This window comes from uncultured Aquimonas sp. (assembly GCF_937888285.1).
In the GTDB taxonomy this organism is placed as follows: Bacteria; Pseudomonadota; Gammaproteobacteria; order Xanthomonadales; family Xanthomonadaceae; genus Aquimonas.
The window spans coordinates 14,692-38,037 of the sequence record NZ_CALART010000058.1 but is presented as its reverse complement, the minus strand read 5'-3'; the positions used below and the strand labels follow the sequence as shown (position 1 = coordinate 38,037).

The 23,346-nt window shown below is 68.3% G+C and carries 20 protein-coding genes; 15 read left to right on the top strand and 5 right to left on the bottom strand.

The window, feature by feature from the left end:
- Position 1: 1 nt before the first annotated feature.
- Genes cobU through Q0654_RS12330 form a run of 4 tightly spaced genes read left to right on the top strand, consistent with a single transcriptional unit; the run spans position 2 to position 2,907 of the window.
- On the top strand, positions 2 to 550 hold the full coding sequence (gene cobU / locus Q0654_RS12345) for a bifunctional adenosylcobinamide kinase/adenosylcobinamide-phosphate guanylyltransferase (RefSeq protein WP_298854191.1): 549 nt from the start codon (positions 2 to 4) through the stop codon (positions 548 to 550).
- On the top strand, positions 547 to 1,596 hold the full coding sequence (gene cobT / locus Q0654_RS12340) for a nicotinate-nucleotide--dimethylbenzimidazole phosphoribosyltransferase (RefSeq protein WP_298854189.1): 1,050 nt from the start codon (positions 547 to 549) through the stop codon (positions 1,594 to 1,596). Before cobU ends, cobT begins: the two co-directional genes overlap by 4 nt.
- A complete protein-coding gene (locus Q0654_RS12335) occupies positions 1,589 to 2,167 on the top strand; it encodes a histidine phosphatase family protein (protein ID WP_298854187.1) in 579 nt (192 codons plus the stop codon). The genes cobT and Q0654_RS12335 overlap by 8 nt, the downstream gene beginning before the upstream one ends.
- The gene (locus tag Q0654_RS12330) at positions 2,164 to 2,907 is read left to right on the top strand and encodes an adenosylcobinamide-GDP ribazoletransferase (RefSeq protein ID WP_298854185.1); all 744 of its coding nucleotides are present in this window, start codon (positions 2,164 to 2,166) and stop codon (positions 2,905 to 2,907) included. The genes Q0654_RS12335 and Q0654_RS12330 overlap by 4 nt, the downstream gene beginning before the upstream one ends.
- Before the next feature lie 337 nt (positions 2,908 to 3,244).
- Here the strand turns inward: Q0654_RS12330 and Q0654_RS12325 are convergent, their stop codons facing one another.
- Positions 3,245 to 5,176: a TonB-dependent receptor gene (locus Q0654_RS12325; RefSeq protein WP_298854182.1), complete on the bottom strand. Its 1,932-nt coding sequence runs from the start codon at positions 5,174 to 5,176 to the stop codon at positions 3,245 to 3,247.
- A gap of 266 nt (positions 5,177 to 5,442) precedes the next feature.
- Between Q0654_RS12325 and Q0654_RS12320 the strand changes: the two genes are divergently transcribed.
- The 4 genes from Q0654_RS12320 (at position 5,443) to Q0654_RS12305 (ending at position 10,955) form a co-directional block, all read left to right on the top strand.
- On the top strand, positions 5,443 to 6,852 hold the full coding sequence (locus Q0654_RS12320) for a histidine kinase (protein ID WP_298854180.1): 1,410 nt from the start codon (positions 5,443 to 5,445) through the stop codon (positions 6,850 to 6,852).
- Entirely contained in the window at positions 6,849 to 7,547 is a 699-nt protein-coding gene (locus tag Q0654_RS12315; RefSeq protein ID WP_298854178.1) for a response regulator transcription factor, read from the top strand. Before Q0654_RS12320 ends, Q0654_RS12315 begins: the two co-directional genes overlap by 4 nt.
- A 227-nt stretch (positions 7,548 to 7,774) precedes the next feature.
- On the top strand, positions 7,775 to 8,899 hold the full coding sequence (locus Q0654_RS12310; protein ID WP_298854177.1) for an alpha/beta fold hydrolase: 1,125 nt from the start codon (positions 7,775 to 7,777) through the stop codon (positions 8,897 to 8,899).
- 25 nt (positions 8,900 to 8,924) lie between these two features.
- Complete coding sequence (locus Q0654_RS12305; RefSeq protein ID WP_298854175.1) at positions 8,925 to 10,955, top strand: response regulator; 2,031 nt, start codon at positions 8,925 to 8,927, stop codon at positions 10,953 to 10,955.
- A 418-nt stretch (positions 10,956 to 11,373) separates the two neighbouring features.
- Here the strand turns inward: Q0654_RS12305 and acnA are convergent, their stop codons facing one another.
- Entirely contained in the window at positions 11,374 to 14,115 is a 2,742-nt protein-coding gene (gene acnA / locus Q0654_RS12300) for an aconitate hydratase AcnA (RefSeq protein ID WP_298854173.1), read from the bottom strand.
- Between the two features lie 936 nt (positions 14,116 to 15,051).
- Complete coding sequence (locus Q0654_RS12295; protein WP_298854171.1) at positions 15,052 to 15,615, bottom strand: Smr/MutS family protein; 564 nt, start codon at positions 15,613 to 15,615, stop codon at positions 15,052 to 15,054.
- An 85-nt stretch (positions 15,616 to 15,700) separates the two neighbouring features.
- Between Q0654_RS12295 and surE the strand changes: the two genes are divergently transcribed.
- The 3 genes from surE to Q0654_RS12280 are packed head-to-tail and all read left to right on the top strand — an operon-like array spanning position 15,701 to position 18,094.
- The gene (surE, locus tag Q0654_RS12290) at positions 15,701 to 16,477 is read left to right on the top strand and encodes a 5'/3'-nucleotidase SurE (RefSeq protein ID WP_298854169.1); all 777 of its coding nucleotides are present in this window, start codon (positions 15,701 to 15,703) and stop codon (positions 16,475 to 16,477) included.
- Between the two features lie 28 nt (positions 16,478 to 16,505).
- Positions 16,506 to 17,183, top strand: coding sequence for a protein-L-isoaspartate(D-aspartate) O-methyltransferase (locus Q0654_RS12285; protein ID WP_298854167.1), 678 nt, complete (start codon positions 16,506 to 16,508; stop codon positions 17,181 to 17,183).
- Positions 17,183 to 18,094, top strand: a complete 912-nt coding sequence (locus tag Q0654_RS12280) for a peptidoglycan DD-metalloendopeptidase family protein (RefSeq protein ID WP_298854165.1) — start codon at positions 17,183 to 17,185, stop codon at positions 18,092 to 18,094. The genes Q0654_RS12285 and Q0654_RS12280 overlap by 1 nt, the downstream gene beginning before the upstream one ends.
- Positions 18,095 to 18,718: 624 nt before the next feature.
- Here the strand turns inward: Q0654_RS12280 and Q0654_RS12275 are convergent.
- On the bottom strand, positions 18,719 to 19,102 hold the full coding sequence (locus Q0654_RS12275) for a response regulator (protein WP_298854163.1): 384 nt from the start codon (positions 19,100 to 19,102) through the stop codon (positions 18,719 to 18,721).
- Positions 19,103 to 19,200: 98 nt separating this feature from the next.
- A complete protein-coding gene (locus Q0654_RS12270; RefSeq protein WP_298854161.1) occupies positions 19,201 to 20,202 on the bottom strand; it encodes an oxidoreductase in 1,002 nt (333 codons plus the stop codon).
- 369 nt (positions 20,203 to 20,571) lie between these two features.
- On the opposite strand from Q0654_RS12270, the gene Q0654_RS12265 reads away from it, so the two are divergent.
- The 4 genes from Q0654_RS12265 (at position 20,572) to Q0654_RS12250 (ending at position 23,266) form a co-directional block, all read left to right on the top strand.
- Positions 20,572 to 21,513 (top strand): hypothetical protein, encoded by a 942-nt coding sequence (locus tag Q0654_RS12265; RefSeq protein WP_298854159.1) that lies wholly within the window; start codon positions 20,572 to 20,574, stop codon positions 21,511 to 21,513.
- Between the two features lie 131 nt (positions 21,514 to 21,644).
- The gene (locus Q0654_RS12260) at positions 21,645 to 22,007 is read left to right on the top strand and encodes a hypothetical protein (RefSeq protein WP_298854157.1); all 363 of its coding nucleotides are present in this window, start codon (positions 21,645 to 21,647) and stop codon (positions 22,005 to 22,007) included.
- 99 nt (positions 22,008 to 22,106) lie between these two features.
- Positions 22,107 to 22,343 (top strand): hypothetical protein, encoded by a 237-nt coding sequence (locus Q0654_RS12255; RefSeq protein ID WP_298854155.1) that lies wholly within the window; start codon positions 22,107 to 22,109, stop codon positions 22,341 to 22,343.
- Between the two features lie 92 nt (positions 22,344 to 22,435).
- Entirely contained in the window at positions 22,436 to 23,266 is an 831-nt protein-coding gene (locus tag Q0654_RS12250) for a phospholipase D-like domain-containing protein (RefSeq protein ID WP_298854153.1), read from the top strand.
- Positions 23,267 to 23,346 lie beyond the last annotated feature (80 nt).

Below are 23,346 nucleotides of genomic sequence, written 5' to 3'. Positions count from 1 at the left end.
CATGCAAAGCGATTTGACCGAGGCCTCACACTGCACCCTGATCCTGGGCGGCGCGCGCTCGGGCAAGAGCGCCTGCGCCGAGCAGCTGGCGCAGGCCTCCGGGCTGCAGGTCACCTACCTGGCCACCGCGACCGCGGGCGACGGCGAGATGGCCGCGCGCATTGCGCATCACCGCGAGCGGCGACCTTCGCACTGGCGCACGCGCGAGTGTCTGCGCGGGCTGGCGACCGCGCTGCGCGAAGAAGCCGCACCGGACCGCTGCCTGCTGGTCGACTGCCTCACGCTGTGGGTGTCGAATCTGCTGTTCGAAGAGGGTGAATCAGGCTGGCAGCTGGAGCGCGCCGAGCTGCTGCGGGTGCTGCCGGAGCTGCCCGGCGAAGTGCTGCTGGTCAGCAACGAAGTCGGGCTCGGCGTGGTGCCGATGGGCGCGATCAGCCGTCGCTTCGTCGACGAGAGCGGCCGTCTGCATCAGGCCCTGGCCGCGCGGTGCGGGCGCGTGCTGTTCGTGGCGGCCGGGCTTCCGCTCGCTCTGAAGGGCCGCCTGCCATGAGCTGGTGGCACAACCCCTGCGCGCAGCCCGATCGTGCGGCCGCGAACGCGGCACAGGCACGCCAGCGCGAGTTGACCAAACCGGCCGGCTCGCTCGGGCGTCTGGAGTCACTGGCGATCGAGCTCGCCGGCCTGCAGGGTCGCGCGCTGCCGCGCGTCGATCAGGTGTGGATCGCCGTGTTCGCCGGCGACCATGGCATCGCTGCCGAAGGCGTGTCGGCGTTTCCGCAGGCAGTGACCGGCGAGATGCTGCGCAACTTCGCCCGCGGTGGCGCCGCGATCAGCGTGCTGGCGCGGGCGCTGGCTGCCGACCTCGAAGTGATCGATCTTGGTACGGTCAACGACCCCGGCGAGTTGCCGGGCGTGCGCCGAGCGCGGATCGCGCCGAGCACGGCGAATTTCCTGCTCGCGCCGGCGCTGGGTGAGGCCCAGCTGCTGCGTGCCCTGGCCGAAGGTGCCGCCAGCGTGGCGCGGGCGCGGGCGGCTGGCGCCGAGCTCTACATCGGCGGCGAGATGGGCATCGGCAACACCACCTCGGCCGCTGCGCTCGCCTGCGCCGTGCTGCGTGAATCGCCGGAGCGCATGGCCGGTCGCGGCACGGGCCTCGATATCGCCGGTTTGGAGCGCAAGCGCGCCCTGCTGCGGCTCGGCCTGTTGCGACATGAGAGCGCGCGCACGCCGGTCGAGATCCTGCGGGCCTTCGCAGGCTTCGAGGTGGCGGCTCTGTGCGGCGCCTTCGTGGCCGCGGCCCAGGCCGGGCTGCCGGTGCTGGTCGACGGTTTCATCGCCAGCGCCGCCGCGCTGTGCGCCGTGCATCTGAATGCCGAGGTGCGGCCCTGGCTGCTGTTTGCCCATCGCTCCGAGGAGCAGGGTCACGCACGCCTGCTGCAGGCCCTGCAGGCGAGTCCGCTGCTCGATCTCGGTCTGCGCCTGGGAGAGGCCAGCGGCGCTGCGGCAGCGGTGCCGCTGCTGCGGCTTGCCTGTGCCCTGCATGCCGGCATGGCGACCTTTGCCGAGGCGGGCGTCAGCGGGGCGGCCGATGCTTGAGCTGCTGCGCCATGGCGATACTGGACAGATCGGCTTTCGCGGTCAGCTGGACGATCCGCTGAGCGCGGTCGGCTGGGCGCAGATGGAGGCGGCAGTCGCCGGCCGCTACTGGCAGCGCATCGCCAGTTCGCCGTTGCAGCGCTGCCATGGCTTTGCGCAGACCCTGTCGATGCGGCTGGGAGTACCGCTGCAGGTGGAGCCCGCTCTCGCCGAGTACGACTTCGGCGAGTGGACCGGGCGCACGCCAGCCGAGCTGCACGCCGAACAGCCCGACGCGCTCGGCCAGTTCTGGGCGGATCCCGCAGCGCATCCGCCTCCGGGTGCCGAGCCGCTGCTCGCGTTCGCACAGCGGGTGAACGATGCCCTGCTTCGGCTCCGCACGCTTGCGAAGGGGCAGCGCGTGCTGGCGGTGACGCATGGCGGGGTGATGCGTCTGCTGCTCTGCCAGCAGCGCGGCTGGCCGCTGTCGCGGATGTCCGCGATTGATGTGCCGCATGCCTGCCTGGTTCGCTTGCGCCCCGCGGCTGCCCCTGCGGGTGGCATGGAGCGTGATCCGGGTTTGCCCGCATGAGCGCGTTCTGGTTCGCCCTGGGATTCCTGACCCGGGTGCCGACGCCGGCGCTGGACTTCTCGAACCGCGAGGCGCAGGCGCGCGCACTGGCCTGGTATCCGCTGGTCGGCGCAATGATCGGCGGCCTGCTGTCGCTGCTGGCCTGGGTCGCCACCTCGCTGGGCGTGGCCCCGCTGCTGAGCGCGGCCCTGCTGCTGTCGGTCTGGGTGTGGATCAGCGGGGGCCTGCATCTGGACGGTCTCGCCGACTGTGCGGATGCCTGGGCCGGCGGCCATGGCGACCGCGAGCGCACCCTGCGCATTCTCAAGGATCCTGCCGCCGGACCGATGGGCGTGATCGCGCTGGTGCTGGTCCTGCTGCTCAAGTTCGCCGCCCTGGCTTCGCTGCCGCCGGACGCCTGGCGGTGGCTGTGGCTGGTGCCCGCGCTGGGGCGTGCGGCGGCGGTGGGTCTGTTCCTCACGCTGCCCTATGTGCGCGCCGGGGGACTCGGCATCGACCTCGCACGGGCGCCGCGGCGTCCCGCCTCGTTCGCCGTCGCGCTCGGCGCGGTGTTCGCCCTGCTGTTCGGGCTGCCCGGCCTGGGCTTGCTGGCGGCGAGCCTTGCGGTGTTCCTGCTGTGGCGCGCCGATTGCCAGCGGCGACTGCAGGGCTTCACGGGCGACGCCGCGGGCGCGGTGATCGAGCGCGTCGAGACCGCAGCGCTGGTGGCGGCCTGTGTCGTGGGTGCGTGGGTGGCGTGAGGCTGGGCCGGTGCATCGCGCCTGCTGGAGCGCGCATCGCGGAGCGTAGGTCTGGCTTCGCAGTCGGTGCTTCGCCCCGGCGGATGCGCTGCGCTTATCCGCCCTACGACACTGTCGCCCGCTGCTCCGCGGCGCACTGCAAATTCCGCTTCGTTGAAGGCAATGCGTCGTTCGCGGTTGTAGGGCGGATAAGCGCAGCGCATCCGCCAGAACTTCCCGTTGACGCCGGGCGCCCATCGAAGTGAGCGCGCTTCGCACGCATCTCGCTCCTGCACTCTTCAGCAGGGTGCGCCGCACCCGGCGTTGGCTCATCCCTTGCGCACCAGAACGCGCTGCCTCAATAGCTCGACCAGCGCAGGCTGAACCCGATGCTGCGCTCCGGCGCCCGCGCCGACAGCTCGTCGGCGGTGGCGAAATAGTTCGCGTCCAGCGCATTGCGGGCGTACAGCTGCAGGCTCCAGCGCTCGCCCAGCGGCAGGCTGTAGTCGAGGTCCAGCAGATCCACCGCGGGCCGCTCGACTTCCTCGAAGCCCGGCCGTCGCATCGAGGCGCGGTGCTGGTAGAGCAGGCCCAGGCTGCCGGGCCCCACCGCATAGCGGGCATCCAGCGTGTAGGTCAGCGGCGCTGCGCCATACAGCGGCTCGCCGGTGAGGCGGTTCTTGCTGCGCGCCACGGCACTGCTGGCGTTGAGCTGCAGCGCTTCGCTGGCCTGCCAGCCCAGGCTGAGCTCGAAGCCGTGCAGGCGGGCCTCGCCGATGTTGGTGTAGCCGTTGACCTCGGGCGCGAACTCGAACAGCTGGATCAGATCGTCAACGTCGGTGCGCCACAGATTGGCCTGCAGCTGCCACGCCCCGCGCTTCAGGCCGTAGCCCAGATCGAGGCCCAGCGAATGCTCGGCACCGAGGTCAGGGTTGCCGAGGATCTCGCCCTGTGCCGTGACGCCGCTGAAGTAGCGCTCCTCCAGCGTCGGAAAGCGGTAGCCGGAGGCCAGATTGGCGCTCAGCTGCTGCTGCCCATCGAGGCGCCACACCGCGCCGAAATTGAAGGCTTCGTCGCGGCTGCTGGAGCGCGCGCCGGCCTGATGCTGCCCCACGCGACTGGCGCGCAGGCCGGCCTCCAACTTGAGCGCGTCGTGCATGTCCCAGTCGGCAATGCCGAACACCGACCAGGTGTCCTCGCGTGCGTCGCGCAGGCTGAAGGTCCGGTTCGACAAGGTGCCGCGTGCGTCGAAGCCGGTCACGCCGCGGCGCCCCAGGTATTCGACGCCGGCGTTCAGGGCCAGCGCCTCGGCCTGCCAGCTGTGCTGCGCGGTCAGGCCGTAGTCCGTGCTTTCGATATAGGCCCAGGTGTCCGGCGTGCCCGGGCGCTGGTTGTAGGTCAGCAGCGACTGGTCGTGCCCGCCCAGGCGCAGGTCGAAGCCGCCTACGTGCCGCAGGTGCAGGCCGGCAACCGTGTGGCGATCCTCGGGATAGGTCGAGTCACGCTGCGGAAAGCGGCTGTTCGACTTGCCGATGTCGGTCGTGCGTGAGGGCAGCAGCGAGGCGTCGAGCTGGAAGTCGCCGAAGGCGCGCTGCCAGAGCAGGCTGGCGCTGTCGCGGCGGTAGCTGGTGTTGAGCGGCGTGCCGTCGGCGGCCTGGCTGTCCTCGGCGCGGCGCTGGGCGACGCCGATCGAGAACGCCTCGCCGCCGTGCCCGGCCACCAGCATGCGCTCATCGCCGGCACTGGCGTAGCTGCCCAGCAGCTCGCTGCCGTCGAACCAGTGCGGCTCGATCGAGATCGCGCCGCCGAGCGCACCGGGGCCGAAGTGCACGGTCGATGGACCGCGGGTCACGCTGAGCGCGCCCAGCAGGGCTGGCTCGATGAACGAGATCGGCACGCCGGCACGGCGCTGCGCGGTGATCGGCATGCCGCCAAGCAATACGAGAATGCCGTTGCCGCCGCTGCCGCGGATAGAGAAGGTCTCGAAGGCGCCGTTCTGGCCGGTGGCGCCGACGCCGGGAATGCGCACCAGCAGGTCCTGCACGTCGACCGGCGCACCGGGCGTATCGCGCCAGCTGACCAGGTCGGTGCTGAGAGTGTCCGGCAGGTCCGAGGCCGTGCCCTTGGCCACCACCTCGATGCCATCCAACCGCTGGCTCTCGCTGCGTGCCGACATGTCGGCATCAAGCCCGGCGTCCAGGCCGCCGGTGGTTTCGGCGCTGGCGTTGAGGTGCAGGGCGAGTAGGGCGAGCGCGCCGAGCAGGGCGCGGGGCAGGGGTTTCAGGCGCATGGACAGTGAGGACTCCAGAATCAGCCCGGCAGTCTAGAAGTGCGCATGCGCGCTGACATCCACCGCAAGGTGGAGTCTTCGAGGTCTTTGCGGGGGCGACGAACATAGGGGGCGCACGTGTTCTGTTTCTTGCTGGGGCGGACGCCCGGGCTATGCTGCGCAGCCCCGCCACGCATGGCGAAGAACCCGGCGCGGAGTCCGCGCCAGCGCCGATGTCTGCAGCGTGCAGCCGGCGTGAGCGGTGAACTACCCAGTCAGGAGTCCATGTGAAAGGTCTGCGCCTGCAGTTGGCGGTGTTCTACGTACTGCTGTCGCTTCCGGCCCTGCTGCTGATCGAGCGCGCCGTGTTCGGCTGGAAGTTCGAGAACCTACTGGTCCAGCTGGATGACGGGCGCGTCGAGCAACTGCTTCAGCGCGAGGCGCAGGCCTTCGACGCCGCACTCGTCGCCGGCGCCCGCAGCGAGGAGCAGCGCCTGCGCCTGCAGCATCTGGTGCTGCGCCTTGAGCGCCCACGCGAAAGTCTGGGCACCTCGGCGGCCTTCGTGCTGCTCGAACTCACGCCGCATCCTTTCGAGGCGCGCCTGCTGCAAGTCGGGGCTGAGCAGCTGTCGGCCGGAACGCCGCGGCGCCCCGAAGCCGACTGGCTGCGCCGCACCTGGTCCGCGCCCCTGCCCGAGCGCGAGGGTCGCGAAGCGATGCGGCTGGAGCTCGATCTCGCCGTGCCGACCCCGTGGAAGCTGTCGCTGGAGGCGGTGAGCTTCGAGTGGCGTCTGGCGGTCGCCTATCTGCTGATCTTCCTGCTCGGCTCGGCCTGGTTCCTGCGCTGGCGCGTGCTCGGCCGCGTCTCGCGCATGGCAGCAGCGGCCGGTGCCTGGGCGCAGGGGGACTTCAGCGTGGCCCTGGCGGATCGCAGCGGGGATGAGCTGGGGCGTCTGGCCCAGGCGCTGGACCGCATGGCGCTCGACGTGCAGGCGCTGGTCGACACGCAGGCGCGGCTGGCCACTCTGGAAGAGCGCCAGCGCCTGGCGCGCGACCTGCACGACACCGTCAAGCAGAAGGCCTTCGCGCTCTCGCTGCAGCTGTCGGCCGCGCGCGACAGCGCGACCGAGACGGCGCGCGCGCAGCGCCTGGCCGAGGCCCAGGCGCTGATGGGCGAGATCCAGCACGAGCTGGCCGAACTGCTGCAGGACATGCGCAGCGCGCCGCCGGCGGCATCGGGCGCAGCGGAAGGCGTCGATCTGGTGCCGGCGATGCGCCGGCGCGTCGACGATTTCCACCGCCGCAGCGGGCTCGCCTGTAGGCTGGAGCTTCCAACCGCGGCGCCGGTGGCAGCGGATGTCGCCGACGTCGCCCTGCGCGTGCTCGACGAAGCCCTGACCAATGTCTGGCGACACGCTGCGGCGCAGACGGTAAGAATCCGCCTTGAAGCGGACTTGCCGACAGCGCTGCTCGAGAGTGCGGGCCAGAGGTCAGCAGGGGCCGTGACGCAGGCGACATGGCGACTGGAGATCGAGGACGATGGACGCGGATTCGGGGACACACAGGCGACCGGCATGGGCATGAACAACATGCGCGAGCGCGCGGATTCGGTCGCAGCGCGCTTCACCCTGCACAGCACGAAGGGTGGAGGAACCCGTGTCGCGCTGACATTCGCGGGCGTGGAGTCGCCGCGATGAGCGTGTCGGCGCTGAAGGTGCTGCTGGTCGACGACCACGCCGTGGTGCGCCAGGGCCTGCGTGCCTACCTTGAACTGCAGGCCGGCATCGAAGTCTGCGCCGAAGCCGCAGGCGCCCGCGAAGCCGGCGAAGAGGCCGGACGCACCCGGCCGGACGTCGCCATCGTCGACCTGGTGATGCCCGACGAAGACGGCATCCAGGCCACCCGCCGCATCCGCCGCGCCAGCCCGCACACGCGCGTGCTGCTGCTCACCTCCCGCCTCGGCAGCGCCGACGTGCAGCCGGCCTTCGAGGCCGGCGCCGCCGGCTACCAGCTCAAGGAAATCGGCGGCAGCGAACTGCTGGACAGCCTGCAGCGCGTGGCCCGCGGTGAACGCGTGCTGCATCCGCGCCTGCAGGGCGCCGGGCAGGCGGGGTCGGCCGATGGCGGGGCAGGGCGTGCCGGCGCGCCGCAGCCCAGCGCAGCGCCGACCACGCGCACCGCAGCCGCGGTCGCCGACGCCGCCCTGAGCGCCCGCGAGCGCGAAGTGCTGCTGCTCCTCGCCGAGGGCCTGTCCAACACCGACATCGCCGAACGCCTGCAGATCGGCGACGCCACGGTGAAGACGCATGTCGGCAACGTGTTGGGCAAGCTCGGCCTGTCCGATCGCACGCAGGCGGCGGTGTGGGCGTGGCGGAATGGGGTGGTGAAGTAGGCGTCCGGGCCCGTCGGCTTCCAATTGCTCAGCCTGAGGGTTAGGGAGGGTCGATCCCCAGCCTTTCGCCGAGCCGATCTGCTGCCGGAGTGGTCGAGCGTGTGGGCAAATCGATACCTGAGCTGTCCGCCTCCATCGCGTCCCGCGACAGGTGTCAATGCTGGCGAATCGCCCAGGTTTGTCAGACGATGCGAGGCGCTATACCCCATCCAGTCTTCGGAGCCCCAATGCGCCTGTCCCTGCTTCGCTTGCTGCCCGTTCTGTTCCTGCTCTCGGCCTGTGCTTCGGGCCCGTCCAGGGTCTCGGCGCCCGAGCCGGCGGCCCTGCCGGCCGGCAATATCGCGATTCCCGGTGAGGCCACCGGCACGCTCGGGGGCGCGGCCTTCCGCTTCGAGGTGCCGGCCGACTGGAACGGCGAGCTGGTGATGTATCTGCACGGTTACGAGGCGCGCGGCATGCCGCGTGAGGTGCCGCTGCTGCAGGACGACTTCGATCGCGCGATGCTGGCGCAGGGCTTCGCAGTGGCGCGCAGCGCCTATCGCACGCAGGGCTGGGCGGTGGCGGAAGCGCTTGAGGACAACGAGCGCCTGCGACAGCACATGCTGCGCCAGCTGCCGGACGTGAAGCGCACCTGGCTGGTCGGGCATTCGATGGGCGGCCATCTGGTGCTGGCGACGCTGGAGCGACACGGCGAGGCCTATGCCGGTGGCTTGTCCCTGTGCGGCGCCAATGCGCCGGCGATGGAGCTGATGCGCGACGGCATGCTGGGGCCGCTGGTGGTGGCGGAAGCGCTGCTGCCCGGGCTGTTCGGCGAGTTCGCGGGTGGCCTGGCCGATCCCGAAGCGCCCCCGGGCGTGGACGGTGCCGCCATCGAGACCCTGATGCTGCGCAAGCCCGACGTCGCGGAGCAGCTGTCCAAGGCGTTCGACATCCGCAAGGACGACCTCGGCTTCGCGCTGTTCTTCCGCTACCTGATCCTGCGCGAGCTGATCGACCGCGCCGGCGGTTTCCCGCTCGACAACCGCGAGGTGCGCTACGGCGAGTTCGTCGATGTGCCCGACATCGATGCGCGCGTGCGCCGCTACAGTGCTGACCCGGTGGCGGCGTCGTATGTGCAGCAACACTTCGACCTGCGCGGGCGTCCGGATGCGCCGGTGGTGATCCTGTCGAACGAGTACGACCCGACCGTGCCGGCACAGTTCTCCGGTCGCTACGCCGAGCTGGCGAAGGATGCCGGCGGCGGTCGCCGCGTGCGCACGCTGCCGCCGCAGGGCGAAGGCCATTGCGCGTTCGATTCCGCAGCCGTCGACACGGCGCTGGCGGCGCTGCGCGAGTGGGTGGGTGGGCGATGAGCGACTGCGCCGAGGAAAGCTCCACATGACTACGCACGCCGCAACAGCTTCGGTGCGAGTGCATTCCCTGAACCTGCCGGCACCCGCCGCGGCGGCGCTGGGCTCGGCGATGGGCGCCCTCGGCTGGCGGATGCAGGCCTTCGAGCAGGTCGACGACTGGCTGGCCAGCCTCAAGGATGACGTGCCCGATCTGCTGCTGACGCGCGCGGCGGCGGTTCCCGCCGTGGCGCAGGCGCTGGACAGCCTGAGCCTGCAGGACCCGCGCATGGCCTCGGTGCAGCTGGTGGCTTTCGCCAGCCGCGACCAGCGCCTGCCGGCCGAGCTGGCGGGAGCCGATCTGGTGATCGAGGACACCCGCATCGATGCGGTGCTGGCGCGCCTGCGCGAGTGGGTGGCCGGGCTCGATCGCTCGCCCTTCCGGGTGCTGCTGATCGATGACGACGCCGAAGCGCGGCTCTACGCGAGCACGGTGCTGGGCCGCGTCGGCATGCAGGTTGAAGCCTTCGATGAGGCCGACGCCGCGCTGGCGCGGGCGCGCGACTGGCGGCCCGACCTGGTGCTGCTGGATCTGTACATGCCGGGCCTGGACGGTCTCGCTGTCACCCGCCGCCTGCGCGCCGAACTGCAGCCGCAGCCGCAGGTGGTGGTGCTGTCCGGCGAGGAGCGCCAGCAGGCACGCTTCAACGCCCTGCGCGTCGGCGTCGACGACTTCCTGACCAAGCCGATCCGGCCGCGCGTGCTGATCGCGGCGGTGCGCAGCCGCATCAAGCGTGCCCGCATGTTCCAGGGGCACGCGCCGAACGAGCCCGTGGTCAGCGGTACGCGCCTGCGTCGCGGTGATTTCCTGCAGCGGCTGCGGCAGCGACAGTCCGCTGCCGGCGGCGAGTGGCGGGTGCTGGCGGCGCTGCGCGTCGATGGCGCTGCCGCGCTGCGCGAGAAGCTGGGTCTCGGCGGCACCGATGCGCTGGAGCGGGCGCTGGCCGAGCGCATCGAGGCGGTGCTCGGCAGCGGCGACTGCTATGCCCTGTGGGAAGAGCTGGGCTTTGGCGTGCTGATCGAGCGCGCCGAGGTGGAGGCGGTGCGTTCAGCCTTAAGCGATCTGCTGGAGGGCGTGCGCAGCCAGGCCTTCGATGTGGGCGCGCAGCCGCTGCAGCTGGGGCTGTCGATCGGCTACGCGCTGCCGCCGCGCACCCAGGCTGACCCCGAGGGCGAACGCTGGATCACCAGCGCTTTTGCCGCGGTCAGCGTGGCCGCGCAGCTCGGCGGCAACCGTGCCGAGGGCGTGCTCTCGCGTGACCCCGACGCGCTGCCGCCCGAACGCGTGCTGGTGATCCGGCACGCGCTGGCGGAGCTGGCGCGCGGCGGCAGCCTGCGCCTGGAATTCCAGCCCTTGCTGCGCCTGCGCGGCGAGCGCAGCGCCTATGCCCTGATCACCAAGCTGCGCGATCTGCGCGCGCCGCTGCAGGGTTATACGCGTGCCGAGTTCCTCGGGCTGGCGCGCGAGCAGGGGCAGCTGTCGACGATCGACCGCATGGCCCTGTTCAACGCCTTCGAGGCGGTCACCGAGCAGCGCCAGCGCGGCCGTCGCAGCAGCCTGATGGTGCCACTGGATCTGGCCTCGGTGGATGCCCGCCAGATCGCCTGGATCGAAGCCGAGCTGAAGCGACGCCCGGCGCTGCTGGAAGACCTGTGGCTGGAACTCGATGCCGATGCCCTGCAGGACCCGGCGCATGCCGAGCTGGTGGCGCGCTTGGTCGCTACCGGGTTGGCGCTGGCGGCGTCCAGCCGCAGCCCGAGTCTGGATCTGCTGGAGCAGCTGAGTGCTGCGCCGGTGCAGCTGCTGCGGCTGCCGCAGTCGACGCTGCAAGGCCCGGAGCCCGCGGCGCGCATCGCCGCCTGGCATGCGCTGGGGCGCGAGCTGCTGATCGACCGCGTCGAGTCGATGGCGGCGGTCAGCGGGCTGTGGAACCTCGGCGTCGATTACCTGCAGGGCGATGCGCTGGCGGCGGCGTCGCCGCGGCTCGATTTCGAGGGCGAGGCGCCCGAGGCGGGGTGAGGGATCCAGGCGCGGTGCTCGGCGTATCGTCGTGCGCCAGCCGCGATCCAGCGTGGGGACCCCGCCGATGGGCGATGGGCGTGGGGCCAGGGCGCGATGAGCGAGGCGAGGGCGGAACCTCGCGTGCTTGCCAAGGCAGCGCTTCGGCATGGCGCAGGTGTGAGACGACCGGGGCGAGGGTCGAGCTCCTGGTGGGCCAGGGCCCACCCTATTCCGGCTCCGGCTCCGGCTCCGGCGTCCGCTTCAGGTTTAGGTTTGGGCTTGAGTTTGGCTTTGGGCAGGTGGGTGCCGAGCGCAGCGCGGCCCAACGTCGCCGCGGCCGCTCAACACGTCATCCGCCCCGCCTGATTGCGAAGAAATGCCTCGCCAAGCCACGGCCCACCCCGATGCCGGCGTGGGCCGTGGCCGTACGATTGGCTCAGGCCGCGCGGGCGAGCTGGCGCAGCACGTAGTGCAGCAGGCCGCCATGGCGGTAGTACTCGACTTCCTTCGGCGTCAGCAGCAGCACCTGCACCTTGAAGGCGATGCGCGTGCCGTCGGCGCGGGTGGCGGTGACCTCGGCGACGCGGGCGCGGCCGTCGTCCAGGCCCTGCACGTCGAACACCTCATCGCCACGCAGCCCAAGGCTGGCGGCGTTCTCGCCGGGCAGGAACTGCAGCGGCAGCACGCCCATGCCGACGAGGTTGCTGCGGTGGATCCGCTCGAAGCTCTCGGCGATCACCGCACGCACGCCCAGCAGATACGTGCCCTTGGCCGCCCAGTCGCGCGAAGAGCCGGTGCCGTACTCCTTGCCGGCGATCACCATCAGCGGCACGCCCTCGGCCTTGTACTTCACCGCTGCATCGAAGATCGACAGCTTCTCGCCAGAAGGCTGATGCAGGGTGTTGCCGCCTTCCTCGCCGCCCAGCATCAGGTTGCGGATGCGGATGTTGGCGAAGGTGCCGCGCAGCATCACCTCGTCGTTGCCGCGGCGGCTGCCGTAGCTGTTGAAGTCGGCCGGCTGCACGCCGCGCGCCTGCAGGTAGCGGCCCGCCGGGGAGCTGGCCTTGATGTTGCCGGCCGGGCTGATGTGGTCGGTGGTGATGCTGTCGCCGAACAGTCCGAGCACGCGTGCGCCCTGCAGGTCTTCGATGCGGCCGACGTCCATGGTCATGCCCTCGAAATAGGGCGGATTCTTGATGTAGGTGCTGGCGGCATCCCAGGCGTAGATCTGCCCGGTCGGCGCATCGATCCGATTCCAGCGGCTGTCGCCGCGGAAGACGTCCGCGTAGTTGTGGCGGAACATCTCGGGCCCGACCGTGGCCGCGATCAGATCGCCGATCTCCTTGTTGCTGGGCCAGATGTCGCGCAGATAGACCGGCTGGCCGTCGCTGCCGCTGCCCAGCGGCTCGCGGCTGAGATCGATGTCGGCCGTGCCGGCCAGGGCATAGGCCACCACCAGCGGTGGCGAGGCGAGGTAGTTCATGCGCACTTCGGCATGCACGCGGCCCTCGAAGTTGCGGTTGCCCGACAGCACCGAGACCACGTTCAAGTCGCCCTTGGCGATGCCCGCGCTCACCTCCTGCGGCAGCGGGCCGGAGTTGCCGATGCAGGTGGTGCAGCCGTAGCCGACCACGTGGAAGCCGAGCGCTTCGAGGTCGTCCATCAGACCGGCTTTCTTCAGGTAGTCGGTGACCACCAGCGAGCCCGGGCCCAGCGAGGTCTTGACCCAGGGCTGCACCTTCAGGCCGCGCTTGACCGCGTTGCGTGCCAAGAGGCCCGCGCCGAGCATCACCGCCGGGTTGCTGGTGTTGGTGCAGGAGGTGATCGCCGCGATCACCACCGCGCCGTCCTTCAGTTGGACCTTTTGCCCGTCGAGCTCGATCTCGACGCAGCCGGTCTGCAGCACTTCCTGGTTACCGACCGCGGCACCGCCGCCCTCGGCGATCATCGCGCTGGCCCCGGCCGAGCGCTTGCTGCGGGCATCGGCGAAAGCGGCGACGTTGTCGCGGTAGTTCTGTTTCATGTCGACCAGCAGCACGCGGTCCTGCGGGCGCTTGGGTCCGGCCAGTGAGGGTTTGACCTCGCCGAGGTCCAGGCTCAGCACGCTGCTGTATTCGGCTTCAATGGCTGGCTCGCGCCACAGACCCTGGTGCCGTGCATAGGCCTCGACGAGGGCGATCTGCGCTTCGCTGCGGCCGGACAGACGCAGGTAGCTCAGGGATTCCGCGTCGATCGGAAAGATGCCGCACGTGGCGCCGTACTCGGGCGCCATGTTGGCGATGGTCGCGCGGTCGGCCAGCGGCAGCTGGTCCAGGCCCGGGCCGAAGAACTCCACGAACTTGCCGACCACGCCGTGCTTGCGCAGCATCTGGGTGACGGTCAGCACCAGGTCGGTCGCGGTGGCGCCCTCGGGCAGCTTGCCGCTCAAGCGGAAGCCGACCACCTGCGGGATCAGCATCGAGCTCGGCTGGCCGAGCATCGCGGCCTCGGCTTCGATGCCGCCCACGCCCCAGCCCAGCACGCCGATGCCGTTGATCATCGTGGTGTGGCTGTCGGTGCCGAACACGGTGTCGGGATAGGCCTCGGTGATGCCATCGACCTCGCGGGTCATCACCACCCGTGCCAGGTACTCCAGGTTCACCTGGTGGACGATGCCGGTGTTGGGCGGCACCACCTTGAAGTTGTCGAAAGCGCTCTGTCCCCAGCGCAGGAAGGCGTAGCGCTCGCGGTTGCGCTCGAACTCGATCTTGCCGTTCAGATCCAGCGCTTCGGGCGTGCCGAACACGTCGACCTGCACGCTGTGGTCGATCACGAGTTCGGAAGGGATCAGCGGATTGATCTGCTCCGGCCGCCCGCCGAGCTTGACCACGGCGTCGCGCATCGCGGCCAGATCGACCACGCAGGGCACGCCGGTGAAATCCTGCAGCACCACACGCGCCGGCATGAAGGCGATTTCAGTGTCGGGCTCGGCTTTCGGGTGCCAGGCCAGCAGCGCCTCGATGTGCGCCGGCGTCACGCTGACCCCGTCCTCGCAGCGCAGCAGGTTCTCCAGCAGGATCTTCAGCGAGAAGGGCAGGCGCTTCAGGTCATGCTTTGCACCGAGGCGGGCGAGGCTGTGGATGCGGTAGTCGCGTCCGTCGAGGGCGAGCGTGTCGAGGGTGTCGAAGCTGTTGCTCATCGCAGACTCCTTGCGTGGGTCAAGCCCTACACCTTAGCGAAGATGACATTCACACGAGGTGTTCACGTGGCTTCCGACTCGCGCTGGCGTTCTCCCCTCTCCCCTCGTGGGAGAGGGGCAGGGGAGAGGGGGCAAGGCTCGCGAAGGGCTTGGTCTGCTTCCCAAACCCTGCTTCCGCGGCTCGCGGCGCATTCCACGCGTCAGTGTGCCCTGAAGATGCCAGCGCTTCGAGCCAAGCCTCGGGAGGCTCCGAGGGCAAGGCGAGCACCGGTGGTAGATGCGCTGCGCTTGTCTACCCTACGCGCGCTGCAGCCTGCCGCTTCGATGAGGGCAAGGCGTCAATCGCCGTTGTAGGCGCCGCGTCGCCCGCATTCGTAGGGCGGATAAGCGCAGCGCATCCGCCAGCGGGTCCAGGAGAAGCCGGCGCATCGAGCGAAGCCTCAGGAGGCTCCGAGGGCAAGGCGAGCATCGGTGGTAGATGCGCTGCGCTTATCTACCCTACGCGCACTGCAGCCTGCCGCTCCGATGAGGGCAAGGCGTCACTCGCTGTTGTAGGCTCCGCGTCGCCCGCATTCGTAGGGCGGATAAGCGCAGCGCATCCGCCAGCGGGTCGAGGGGAAGCCGGTGCATCGAGCGAAGCCTCGGGAGGCTCCGAGGGCAAGGCGAGCATCGGTGGTAGATGCGCTGCGCTTATCTACCCTACGCGCGCTGCAGCCTGCCGCTTCGATGAGGGCAAGGCGTCAATCGCCGTTGTAGGCGCCGCGTCGCCCGCATTCGTAGGGCGGATAAGCGCAGCGCATCCGCCAGCGGGTCCAGGAGAAGCCGGCGCATCGAGCGAAGCCTCAGGATCCAGGGGAAGGTGATGCATCGAGCGCAGCCTCAGGAATGCTGGCGCCAAAGGGCAGCGCGGCATCGATCGATTGTCGACGCCACGCCCTAGCGTTTGAGCAATACCACCACCGCACCCGTCCCGCCCTCGGCCGGCTTGGCGGAGGCATAGGCCAGCACGTCGCTGCGGAAGCGCAGCACCTTGTCGGTGAGCAGCTTCAACACCGGTGTGGCGTCCTTCGAGCGCAGGCCCTTGCCGTGGATGATGCGCACGCAGCGGAAGCCGTGCTCGCGCGCTTCGGCGAGAAAGATGCGGATGGCCTCATCCGCGAGCCCCGCGTGCATCCGGTGCAGGTCAAGCTCGTCCTGCACGGCGTAGCGGCCGCGCTTCAGGTCGCGCATCAACTTCGGCGAGTGGCCGTCGGCCAGGTACTCCAGGGTGTCGCCCAGGGTGTCGGCGGCAAACTCGAAGGGCCGCAGCTGGAAGTCCTGCTTCGCCTGCAGCTCATCGGCCTCGCGCGAGCGCGGCCGCGGCGCAGGCTTCGCGGGCTCGATGGCTGAGGGCTCGACCTCGATGCGCCGCACCGGCCCGATGGCCTCCTGGAACAGCGCGAGGTCGTCCTCACTGGCGCGTGCAGGCGGAGCGGCGGGCTTGGCGGGGCGGCGCGACATGATTCGCAACATAGCGGCCGGCGCGTGAAGGGGGAAGCCGGGCACCTCGGCCTGTATGATTGCGGGCTTTGCAGCGAGGCCCCTCATGCGCTTTCTGGTCAGCAACGACGACGGTGTGGACGCTCCCGGCATCAAGGTGCTTGCGGAGGGCCTGCGCGCCCTCGGCCCGGTCACCGTGGTGGCGCCCGACCGCGATCGCAGCGGCGCCTCGAACTCGCTGACCCTGGACCAGCCGATCCGCGTCTCCAAGGTCGACGAGCACACCTACCGGTGCGCCGGCACGCCCACCGACTGCGTGCATCTGGCACTGTGCGGCATGCTCGACTTCGACCCCGACATCGTCGTCTCCGGCATCAACAATGCCGCCAACCTCGGCGACGACGTCATCTATTCGGGCACCGTCGCCGCAGCCATGGAAGGCCGCTTTCTCGGCCATCCGGCGGTGGCGATGTCGCTGGTGACCCGTGAGGGCAGTGGTCGCCACTTCGAGTCGGCGGCGCGCGCCGCACAGCTGATCGTGCAGCGCCTGCAGACCGATCCGCTGCCGGCCGACACCATCCTCAACGTCAACGTGCCCGACCTGCCCTGGGACGAGATCCGCGGCTTCGAGGTCACCCGCCTCGGCCATCGCCACCGCGCCGAGGCCTGCATCCCGCAGCAGGACCCGCGCGGTCGCCCGATCTGGTGGATCGGCCCGGCCGGCCCCGAGCAGGACGCCGGCCCCGGCACCGATTTCCACGCCGTGCGCACGGGCTTCATCTCGATCACGCCGATCCACGTTGACCTGACCCGCTACCAGGCGCTGGAGAAGGTCTCCGGCTGGGTGAGCGCGCTCAGCGACGGCCTGCCGGGCCGCGCATGAGGGCAGGGGCATGCATGGAGCCGCAGCGATGAGCCCAGGGCTGCGCCTTCCGCGCGAAGCGCTCGGGCTGGGCATGACCTCGCAGCGCGCGCGCGACCGCATGGTCGAGCGCCTGCGCGAGCAGGGCATCCGCGACCCGCGGGTGCTGGAGGTCATGCGCACCCTGCCGCGTCATCTGTTCTGCGAGGAAGCCCTGGCCACGCGCGCCTACGACGACACCGCGCTGCCGATCGGCCGCGGCCAGACCCTGTCGCAGCCCTATGTGGTGGCGCGCATGACCGAGGCCCTGATCGAGTTCGGCCTGCCGAAGTCGGTGCTGGAACTCGGCACCGGTTCGGGCTACCAGGCCGCCGTGCTGGCCATGCTGGTGGACCAGGTCAGCAGCGTCGAGCGCATCGAGGAGCTCTCGCGCAGCGCCCGCAAGCGCCTGCGCAAGCTCGGTTTCAGCAATGTCCGCGCGCGCTTCGAGGACGGCCGCCTCGGCTGGCCGGAGCACGCGCCCTTCGACGCCATCATCGTCACCGCGGCGGCCGACTCGGTCGACCCCAAGCTGATCGCCCAGCTCAAGCCGGGCGGCGTGTTCGTCGCCCCGGTTGGCGCCCCCGATGGCCAGCGCCTGATCCGCCTGCGCTGGGTCGAGGACCGCTGGCAGCAGGACGACCTTGGCCCGGTGATGTTCGTGCCGCTGCTCGGGGGCATGGCCTGATGCGCGCACTTCCGAGCTTCGCGCTGCGCGCGGTCGCCTGCCTTGTGCTGGCCACGCTTGCCGCCTGCGGTGTCGCGCCGCGCGCGGTGGTGATCGATCGCGCCCCGCCCGGTCGCGAAACGCCGCGGCCTGCGCCCGCGGGCGACAGCAGCCGCGTGCACGTGGTGCAGCGTGGCGACACGCTCTACAGCATCGCTTTCCGGCACGGCCTGGAGTATCGGCAGATCGCCGCCTGGAACGGCATCGCCGCGCCGTTCACCATCTATCCCGGCCAGCGTCTGCGGCTGGGGCCGCCGGGTGGCGCGACGCCACCGCAGCGGCCGACCCAAACCGCCGGCACCGCGCCGGGCAGCGGCACAGCCACCCGACCCGCGACCGGCACGACGGCGCCTGGCGTGCCTGCGCAGGGCAGTACGCCAGCACCGACGCCTTCGACGCCCGGCGCGCCTGCCGGCAATACCACGGCGCCCGTTGTCAGCACGCCGCCGCCCCCGGTCGCGCAGCCGCCTGCGCCCACGCCCGCCCCGACGCCCACCGGTGCGCCGCGCTGGCAGTGGCCTACGGCAGGGCAGGTGGTCGGGCGCTTCGTCGCCGGTGACCCGACCCGGCAGGGCTTGAGCATCGCCGGCAGCGCGGGCCAGCCGGTGCTGGCGGCCGCCGACGGTGTGATCGTGTATTCGGGCTCGGGCCTGATCGGCTACGGCGAGCTGATCATCGTCAAGCACAACGACGAGTTCCTCTCGGCCTATGGCCACAACCGCAAGCGTCTGGTGGCCGAGGGCGAGCAGGTGCGCGGCGGCCAGCAGATCGCCGAGATGGGCCGCTCGGGTGCGGCTCGCGACATGCTGCACTTCGAGATCCGCCGCAACGGCCGCCCGGTGGACCCGTCGGGCTTTCTGCCGGCGCGATAACGAAATCGAGCCGTCTCGCAGCGTGGCGTCCGTGGCCGAGGGCTCACCCGCAGCGGCGCATGCCCTGCGGGCGCCATCCTTGAGAAGCCAGAGTGCTCGCCGCTGCCGCTTCTGTGCCAATCCTGAGGTCGCCCCTGGGGTGCCTAGGGACTGCCAACTCCTGCCTCTGTGCCGATCCCGAGGGCGCGCCGCGGCAGAGGCGCTGCGCTCATCTGCCCTACGCGCACCGCAGCCTGCCGCTTCGATGAGGGCAAGGCGTCACCCGCCGTTGTAGGGCGGATAAGCGCAGCGCATCCGCCATCGAGTCCCGGAGACGCGGGCGCGTCAAGCGAAGCGAAGGTCAGAGCACGCACGTCAGCCTCTGCTCCGACCAATGCGCCGCGTCACCTGCCCTTGTAGGGCGGATAAGCGCAGCGCATCCGCCATCGGGTCCGGGAGAAGCCAAGCATTGAGCGAAGCCAGCCCCAGGGCATGAACACCACGCTCCGTGCCACGCGATGCCAGCTCCGAGCCAATCGCCCCCTCCGGCGCGCCAAGCCGCTCTCCCCGACCCGCGTCCGCTGCGCCCCACAACGCAGAAGGCCCGCTCGCGCGGGCCTTCATGCATTCCTCGCTGACTCGCGCTCAGCCCTGATCGGGCGTCACCCCAGCCAGCAGATCGCGCACCAGGCTGGTCAGCGCCGCCTCGTTGACCGGCTTGGTCAGGTAGGCCTTGGCGCCCTGGCGCAGGCCCCAGACCTTGTCGGTCACCTGGTCCTTGGTGGTGACCAGCACGATCGGGATATGGGCGGTCGCGGGCTCCTTCGAGATCGAGCGCGTCGCCTGGAAGCCGTTCAAGTTCGGCATCACCACGTCCATCAGGATCAGGTCCGGCAGCTCGCGTTTGGCGACCTCGACGCCCTGCGCGCCGTCTTCCGCGCTGATCACCTCATGGCCGAGCTTCTCCATGATCTTCTTCATGCCCATCAGCTGGGAGGGGGAGTCATCGACGATGAGCACGCGTGCCATGGAGGGCCTCTTTCGGGTGTGGGGCCGGGGGATGTGAATGCCCGGTGGACTGGCCGATTCTAGCCGCTTCGGCGCGGCGCACAAACCACGGCCTTGGTTCAATCCGTGACGCAGACCAGGGTGCGGCCGAAGGAACCGCCCCCGAGCATGGTGTCGAACACCGGGGCCAGCTCGTCAAGCCCCACCGCCCGCGTGCAGATGCGGTCCAGGTGCGCCGGCTTCCAGTCGCCCGATAGACGCTCCCAGATCGCGTCGCGGATCGGCCGCGCCGTGCCGGCCGAGGCGATGCCCAGCAGCGACACGCCGCGGATGATGAAGGGCATCACCGTGGTCGCCAGCGCATGGCCACCGGCCAGGCCGCAGCTGGCGATGTTGCCGTAGGGCTGGATGACCCGCGTCAGCCCGGCCAGCATCTCGTCGCCGACGTTGTCGATGGCGCCGGCCCAGATCGCGTTCTCCAGCGGCTTCTGGCCCCAGTGCAGGTTCTCGCGCGACACCACCTGGCGCGCGCCCAGCTGGCTCAGGAAATCCAGGTGCTGCAGCTTGCCGGTGATCGCGTGCGCCTCGTAGCCGGCGCGGGTGAGGATGTCGATGGCCAGCATGCCTACGCCGCCGGTGGCGCCGGTAACCACGATCGGCCCCATGGCGGGCGTCTGCCCGTTCTGCTCCATCCGGTACAGCGACAGCGCTGCAGTGAAGCCGGCGGTGCCGAGAATCATCGCCTCGCGCAGGTCGAGCCCGGCCGGCAGCGGAATCGCCCACTGCGACTCGAGCCGCAGGTACTCGGTATAGCCTCCGTCGCGCGACTCCGACAGGCCGCTGCCCGTACACAGAACGGCATCGCCTTCCTTGAAGCGCGGATCGGTCGAGGCCACCACATGCCCCGACGCATCGATGCCGCCTACCAGCGGAAACCGCCGCAGGATGCGCCCCTTGCCGGTGCCGGCCAGCGCGTCCTTGTAGTTGATGGAGGAGAACGCGACCTTGACCACCACCTCGCCGGGGCTCAGATCCTCCAGCCCGATCGACTCGATACCGGCACGATGCCTGCCGCTGTCGGCGTGGATGCGGAAGGCGCGGAACTGGGCGGGAACGCTCATGGCGATGTCCTGTGCAGTCGGATGGCCGGGGAGGATAGCAGGGGTGACCGGTGGGGCAGGGCGGCCGTCGGCATGCTCCCGCCCTCGCGTCCGGACGCAGAATCCGTGACCCGAAGCTGGAGGCGGTCAGCCTGGGCACTGTTAGGGCGGATTCGGCGGACTTGCGGCCCTGTCTGCGCGATGCGACGATCCGATGGCGCCACGGCAAGGCCGGCAAAGGTCGCCAGGTTAGGCGGACGTGATAGGCGGAAGTGTCGGCGTAGAGGGTTGATTTAAAAGGTATTTTTTCGAGGCCCGCCCGCGCAGCTCCAGATTATGCGGCGGTGTTATCACGACGGTTTCCGTCTAATAGTAGTTAGGAGGATCTTCATGCGATTCAACAAGGTCTGGGTCTTGAGGCTCGCTCTCTTTGCATCTGTCGTGGTCGCTGTTGGCTGTGACTCGACCAGCCCGCAACCCAAAGTAGAGGGTGCGGTAGTAGATTCCACAGTACAGAAGAGTGATGAGCTTTCCATTGAGGAGCGCAATCGTCTAGAAGACGAGGCTAGTTCGCAGGTGGATCCACTAACTGAGTCGCTTGATACGGACACCTCGAGAGAAACACAGTTTGGAACCATCGAGGTGGCAGTGAACGATGGCGATGTTCAGCAGCTTTTGTTCGAGGGCTCGCTTCTGACGATTGACGGCATAGAGGGGCATTCGCTTCGTCTCGGCCCTGTATGGAGGTACGGCGACGCTGACCTGCTACTGGTCGAGCTTGGCTCGGGTGGCACCGCTTGCCCCAGCAGTTTCGTATTGCTGATCGCAAAAGCGGAGGGCATTTTTCATTCAAAGCCCTTCGGGAGTTGCTCGGATCTTGTGCGCCCAACTCCGCGGGACGGCGGGGTAGTGCTTCGGATTGGATTTGAAGCCTACTTTGCAAGCGCAGATGGGGTTCGCCAGATCCGAGTTGCGGATGCCCTCAAACAGGAACAAGCTTTTGAAATAGACAATCCAAGTGAGAATCTCAATAGCGTGCTTCGACCTCTCGTTGAGGCAGATATGAAGGTCTACCGATGGTGTGGCCTTCTTGAGCAAGCCAATCTTGATGATCCGAAGAACGCGGTTTTTGTGGTCGCGCTCGGGAATCCGCAATTCAAGTTCTATGCGGTTTCATTTAAGGAAGAGAACTGGAGAGGTCAGCCAATTCGTATCGGAGGGCATATTTGCGTCACAGGGCGCTACTTCACCAACATCGAGGCTGAAACCGTCCTCGGAGTGCGAAAAACGTTACCTGCCCTGACGGTGTTCAGAATCTCTGGAGTCCGGTAGCGCGTGTAGTGAATCAGCAAACCCTCGCGTGATCCTCCTAACTATGTGTTCAACCGGACCTGCGGGGAGGTAGTTCGAATGAACCGATCGCTTTCGGCCGCAGGCCGGTTAACACGGCGTTAGAGTGCACTATGAGCGCCTCGGTCGTTTTGAACCTGCCGGACTTTGACACAGGTCAGTACGAGGGCTGTGAGTTCGTAATGCGCGGTGCGAATGCAACTCTTACCCTACACATTGCAGAGTTGCCAGACGTTTCAATCCGTTTTGAAGGGGTGCGCTGGCATCAGTTCACCTCGCTGTACAACTGCTCGCCTGACATGGTTCGCGACGCGTATTTCAAGCTGGTCGAGTACCCGAGCTCCCAAGCCCTCAGTCGCTTCATCAGCGAGGATCTAGCAGCTTCCAAGGCCTACTCCCGCCTCAGTCACTATCGAATCTTCCTCGATGAGACCGGCTGTCACGATGTATTCGCGCAATCGGCGGGTGCAATCTAACTATGCGTTCAAGCGGACCGCGGGGAGAGGTTTCGATGTTTCCTGATATGTCGTCGGCCCGCGGCCGCTTAACGCGGCGTTAGCGCGCAGGAGACGCATATGGCAACCGTAAAGCAAGAAGCCGTCAAGGCCGCCGGCGCCGCCGGAGTCGGCGCTGTCACAGGCGCTGGTGTTTACACCGTGATCGGAGGAGTTGGCATTGCAACTGGTGGCACAGCAATTGGAATTACCGCTGGTCCGTTCATAGCAATCGGCGCCGGGATAGCGCTTGCGGGCTATGGAATGTATTGGCTCGGCACTCAGGTAGGCAGCAAGTCAAGGGACAAAAAGCAGTGATGCTTGCCTTGGCAATCCAAGACTGCGGGGGTCCTTCATTTTCCCCCTCACTCAGTCCCGCCATCTTGCACTGCGTGAAGCATTAGCTTGCCATGGAAGTTGTCTACTGGCAGTTATTTGTAGTCGCAAGTGTCGCGTTTGCCTTCATCATTTATGGCCGCCGCGCAGCTTTTTGGGTGTGCGTAGCGTGGACTGCATGGACGCTATTTGCCCTGTTTTACTTGCCATTGGTCATGATTCAGCTCGCTTCTTGCTGGATCACATACCTGGTTCTCCGATCCATCGCCAACCTTTTTGCTTCGCTTCGTGAAGAGCGAGCCATTCGGCGGGAGCGAGACCAGGCTATCAAGGAACTCAAAAAGCAAATTGATGACTTTGTTCGATCTTCCGAAGCAACGACTAGCCAACGCAAGGCGATCAAATCGATAGCCAAGGCTGCCCCGGAGAATATTTCATTTGTCAGTGGCGCAGATCACTACGAGCTTCTCAAAGCTTCGTTTGCATCGGCGAGGGAATCGATTTCGATTCTTTCCGGATGGATTGGGAGTCCAGTTATGGACCCCGATGTTCAGGTCGTCATTCCGAGAGCAATTGAGCGAGGGGTCACGGTTCACATCGGGTTTGGTTGGGAATCAAGCGGTGGACACGAACTCAGCTCCGTCGCACAACAGGCGTACGCATTTCTTCACTCATTGTCAACCAAGATAGGAGACGAAGGGCTGATTTTGGCAAAATTCCCAAATCACGAGAAAATCTTGGTTTGTGATCGCTCGTTTGTTGTCATAGGCAGCAACAATTGGCTGTCCAATCGAGCTTTCAAGAACAGCGAACGTAGTCTTCGGGTAGATTCCCAACACTATGCCGCAATTGAGAGTGAGCGCGTTGAAAAGTTGGTAAAAAAACACAGAGTGCGGGGGGCGTAATCAGATGCGCTCTAACTATGTGCTCAACCGGACCGTCGGGGACATGTTACGTTCAAACCAAACCATCTCGGCCCTCGGCC